The organism is Solidesulfovibrio sp. C21 (assembly GCF_047785625.1).
In the GTDB taxonomy this organism is placed as follows: Bacteria; Desulfobacterota; Desulfovibrionia; order Desulfovibrionales; family Desulfovibrionaceae; genus Solidesulfovibrio.
This window is the reverse complement of record NZ_JBLODY010000143.1, coordinates 1-3,878: the sequence shown is the minus strand read 5'-3', so window position 1 is coordinate 3,878 and position 3,878 is coordinate 1. Positions and strand designations below refer to the sequence as shown.

The 3,878-nt window shown below is 64.4% G+C and carries 3 protein-coding genes; all 3 read right to left on the bottom strand.

The features are described from left to right. Positions 1-73: 73 nt before the first annotated feature. Positions 74-490: a (deoxy)nucleoside triphosphate pyrophosphohydrolase gene (locus ACMZ6R_RS20200; RefSeq protein ID WP_416114752.1), complete on the bottom strand. Its 417-nt coding sequence runs from the start codon at positions 488-490 to the stop codon at positions 74-76. Further along, positions 487-2,484 carry an ABC-F family ATP-binding cassette domain-containing protein gene (locus tag ACMZ6R_RS20195; RefSeq protein WP_416114751.1) on the bottom strand — a complete coding sequence of 666 codons (1,998 nt, stop codon included), beginning with the start codon at positions 2,482-2,484 and terminating at the stop codon, positions 487-489. The genes ACMZ6R_RS20200 and ACMZ6R_RS20195 overlap by 4 nt, the downstream gene beginning before the upstream one ends. Before the next feature lie 194 nt (positions 2,485-2,678). Continuing rightward, positions 2,679-3,755 (bottom strand): 3-isopropylmalate dehydrogenase, encoded by a 1,077-nt coding sequence (gene leuB, locus ACMZ6R_RS20190; RefSeq protein WP_416114750.1) that lies wholly within the window; start codon positions 3,753-3,755, stop codon positions 2,679-2,681. Between the last annotated feature and the right edge of the window lie 123 nt (positions 3,756-3,878).

The following is a 3,878-nucleotide window of genomic DNA, read 5'->3' as shown; positions in this document are numbered from 1 at the left end:
CCCCGGCCCCCCCCCTTTCCCTCAAAAACTTTTAGCGGGGTAATTATGGGAGACAATTCCCTTATGGGAAATGCTACTGCAAGACGGCGTCACCGAGGACCGCCAGTTGCTCCACAATCTCCCTGTCCGCTTCGAGAAAAGGTCTCGATGCGCCCTCCTGCGGCGTCAGCCATTCCATTTCCTGGCCTTCCAGGGGCTTGATTTCGCCCTCGTAAGCCCGGACATGGAAAAAGTGCAGATGCACCGCAATATGGAGGTAGGCATGCTCTTTTTCCTTGAAAAAGGCAATTGCGGTGGGGGTTATGTCCAATTCTTCACTTAATTCCCGCATCAGGGCGGCCCGGACGGATTCGTCGGGCTCGACCTTGCCGCCGGGAAATTCGTACTCCCCGGCCATGGGTTTGCCTTCGGGGCGCTTGACCCCCAGATACCGGCCATCCTTCCAGATGATGCCGGCAACGACCGTCACGTTTTTCGGCGCACAGTTCATGCGGACTCCAGCAAGGCGGCCCGTCGGGCCTCCAGGTCGGCGATTTCCTCTTCCAGGACGGCCATGCGGGCGAGCAGTTCCTCGCTCGCATGGGACAGGGTCCCGTATTCCTTGCTGAGCTGGGAAAAAAGCTCACGCTTCGCATAGGTCTCGGGATCGGCCATGACGGCCTCCATCTCGGACTGCTTGGCGAGAAGCGCTTCCAGCTCGGCCTCGAGCTTGTCGTAGGCATCACGTTTGGGCTTGATGTCGCGGTAGAGCGTGTTTCGCTGCTCGGCCACGCGGCGCTTGCGTTCCTTGTCCTCCTGTCGGGAAGCCTTGGTGGGTGAGGCTTTGGCCGGCTCCGCGGCTTCGTCCACGAGGCAGGCGTTTTCCTGCGTCTGCCCGGCCTGGGCGGCCTCGTAACCGGCGAAGCCGTCTTCATAAACGGTGATGCCGTCCTCGCCAACGGACCAGACCTCGGCCGCCACCTCGCGCAGCAGATAGCGGTCGTGGGCGACCATGAGGATGGCCCCCGAGTACTCGGAAAGCGCCCGCACCAGCGCTTCGCGGCTTTCCAGATCCAGGTGGTTGGTGGGTTCGTCGAGAACCAGGAAGTTGGCCCGGGCCGAAAAAAGCCCGGCCAGCACCAGCCGCGATTTCTCGCCGCCGGAAAGCTCGGACACCCGCCTTTCCCAGTACTCCTCGCCCAAAAGGAACAACCCCAGGATGGAGCAGACTTCCAGATGGGTGGCCCTGGGGCCGGCCATGCGCTTCATTTCGGACATGACCAGGGCGTCTTTTTGCAGAACCTCGGTCTGGTGCTGGCTGAAATAGCCGAGCTTGACGCCCGTGCCGAGGAGGACGCGGCCGGCAAGGGGCTTCAGCGCCCCGACCACCAGCTTCAAAAGCGTGGTTTTGCCCGCGCCGTTGTGCCCGACCAGCGCCACTTTCTGGCCGCGAAAAAGCTGAAAGGTCAGCGGCGGCCAGATCGGGTCCCGGCCGGGATAGGCATAGGCCAGATCGGCGGCGGAGGCCACGGTCTTGTCGGACTTCTCGGGTTCGGGCAGGGTGAAATTGAGGGTTTTGGCCCGCACGTCCGGCCGCTCGTTTCGAAGCGCCGCCATCTCCTTCTCCAGCTTGTCCACGTTTTTGAGCTTGCTTTGGGCCTGCCGGGCCTTGGTGGCCTTGTAGCGAAAACGGTCGACAAAGGCGCTGTGCTGCTTGATCTTGTTGTCGATGGCCGCGGCCTGCCGCTCCCACTGCTTGTCCATCTCCTCGCGCCAGACCAGAAATTCGGAAAAAGAGCCGGGACGCCAGATGGGTTTGATGTCGCCCGTAAAAAGCGTGTGCGTCGCCACCCGGTCGAGAAAAATCCGGTCGTGGGCCACGAAAATGAGCACCCCGGGAAAGGCGCACAAAAAGGATTCGAGCCAAGCCACGGCCTCGAGGTCCAGGTGGTTGGTGGGCTCGTCGAGAAGCAGCACATCGGCCCCGGCCGTCAGCACCCGGGCCAGCTTGGCCCGCTCGCGCCAGCCACCGGAAAGGGCGGAAATGGGGGCGCTCTGGTTCTCCTCGCTAAACCCCAGGCCCGTCAGGATCGTCTTGGCCCGGTGCTCGGGATTGTAGCCCAGCGTATGCTCCAGGCTCGCCTGCTCGTGGGCCAGCGCCTCCATGGCGGCCTTGTCCCCGGCGGCGACCGCCGCGTCGTAGCGGGCCCAGAACTCCTTCCACGACGGCAACGCGGCCATGACCCAGGCGAGAAGTCCCATGCCGAGGTCGGCTTCGTCCATGTCCTGGGCCACGTAGCCCAGGCGCGCGCCGGTGGAGAGCGCCACCTTGCCGCCGTCGGGTTCGGAGACCCCGGCAATGAGTTTCAGGAGCGTGGACTTGCCCGCGCCGTTTTGACCGACAACGGCCAGCCGCGTGCCACCGGGAATCTCCAGGGAGAAATCCTTGAACAGATCGCGGCCGCCGTAGGACTTGGAAAGATTTTGCAGACTGACTTTGGCCATGACTTCCATCAAAACGCCCGCATTCGGGGCGAGAAAGGTCGAAGAAGACGACGCGTCGCCGGATACGTCGCCAGCAACGCGCAAGACGCGCCGCCTGCATACGCAAAAAAAGCCGGAAGAACCAGCCCCGCCGCAGCAAAAAACACGCACGGCCAGGGCCGGCCCTCCCGGACCCTTGCAAAAAGGCTCGGCGGTTAGGCCAGCCGCTCCACCACCAGATCACCCATGGCCTTGCAGCCAACGAGCGTCTTGCCGGGTTCCATGATGTCGCCCGTGCGGTAACCCTCGGCCAGCACCTTGGCGCAGGCCGCCTCGATGGCCTCGGCCGCCGCGGTCTGGTCAAAGGAATGCTTGAGCATCATGGCCACGGACAGGATGGTGGCCAACGGATTGGCCTTGTCCTTCCCGGCGATGTCCGGGGCCGAGCCGTGGATGGGCTCGTACAGGTCCGGATTGCCTTCGCCGAGCGAGGCCGAGGGCAGCATGCCGATGGAGCCGGTGATGACCGCCGCCTCGTCGGACAGAATGTCGCCAAAAAGGTTCTCGGTCACGATGACGTCGAACTGGGACGGATCGCGCACGAGCTGCATGGCCGCGTTGTCCACGTACATGTGCGACAGCTCCACATCGGGATAGTCCTTGGCCACTTCCAGGACCACGGCGCGCCACAGGCGCGAGACGTCGAGCACGTTGGCCTTGTCCACGGAACACAGCTTGCCCCGCCGCTTCCGGGCCGTCTCGAAGCCGACCTTGGCGATGCGGCGCACTTCGTGCTCGCTGTAGACCATGGTGTTGAAACCCACCTTCTCGCCGCCGCGCTCCTCGATGCCGCGCGGCTCGCCGAAATAAGCCCCGCCCGTAAGCTCCCGCACCACCATGACGTCAAGGCCGTTGCCCACGATGTCCGGGCGCAGGCAGCAGGCGGCGGCCAGCTCGGGGAAAAGCTTGGCCGGACGCAGGTTGGCGAAGAGCCCGAGCGCCTTGCGGATGCCGAGCAGGCCCTTCTCCGGACGGATGGCCGGATCGAGGGTGTCCCACTGGGGCCCGCCGACCGCGCCCAAAAGCACGGCATCGGCCGCCTTGCAGGCGGCAACAGTCTTCTCAGGCAACGGGCCGCCCGTGGCGTCGATGGCCGCGCCGCCGATCACCGCCTCGCTAAAGGCGAACTCCAGGCCATGCTTCTTCCCCGCCGCTTCCAACACTTTCATGGCCTCGGCCACGATCTCCGGACCAATGCCGTCGCCCGGCATCACACAGATATTGTAACGCATTTCCAAGGTATCCTTGCTGTTGTCACCAGGGGCTCCGCCCCTGGACCCCGCCGAGGGGCCACGGGCCCCCCGGTCCCCCCTTCCTCCGGCTGGCGCTGTCCTGGACGGAGAACCGTCCAGGAC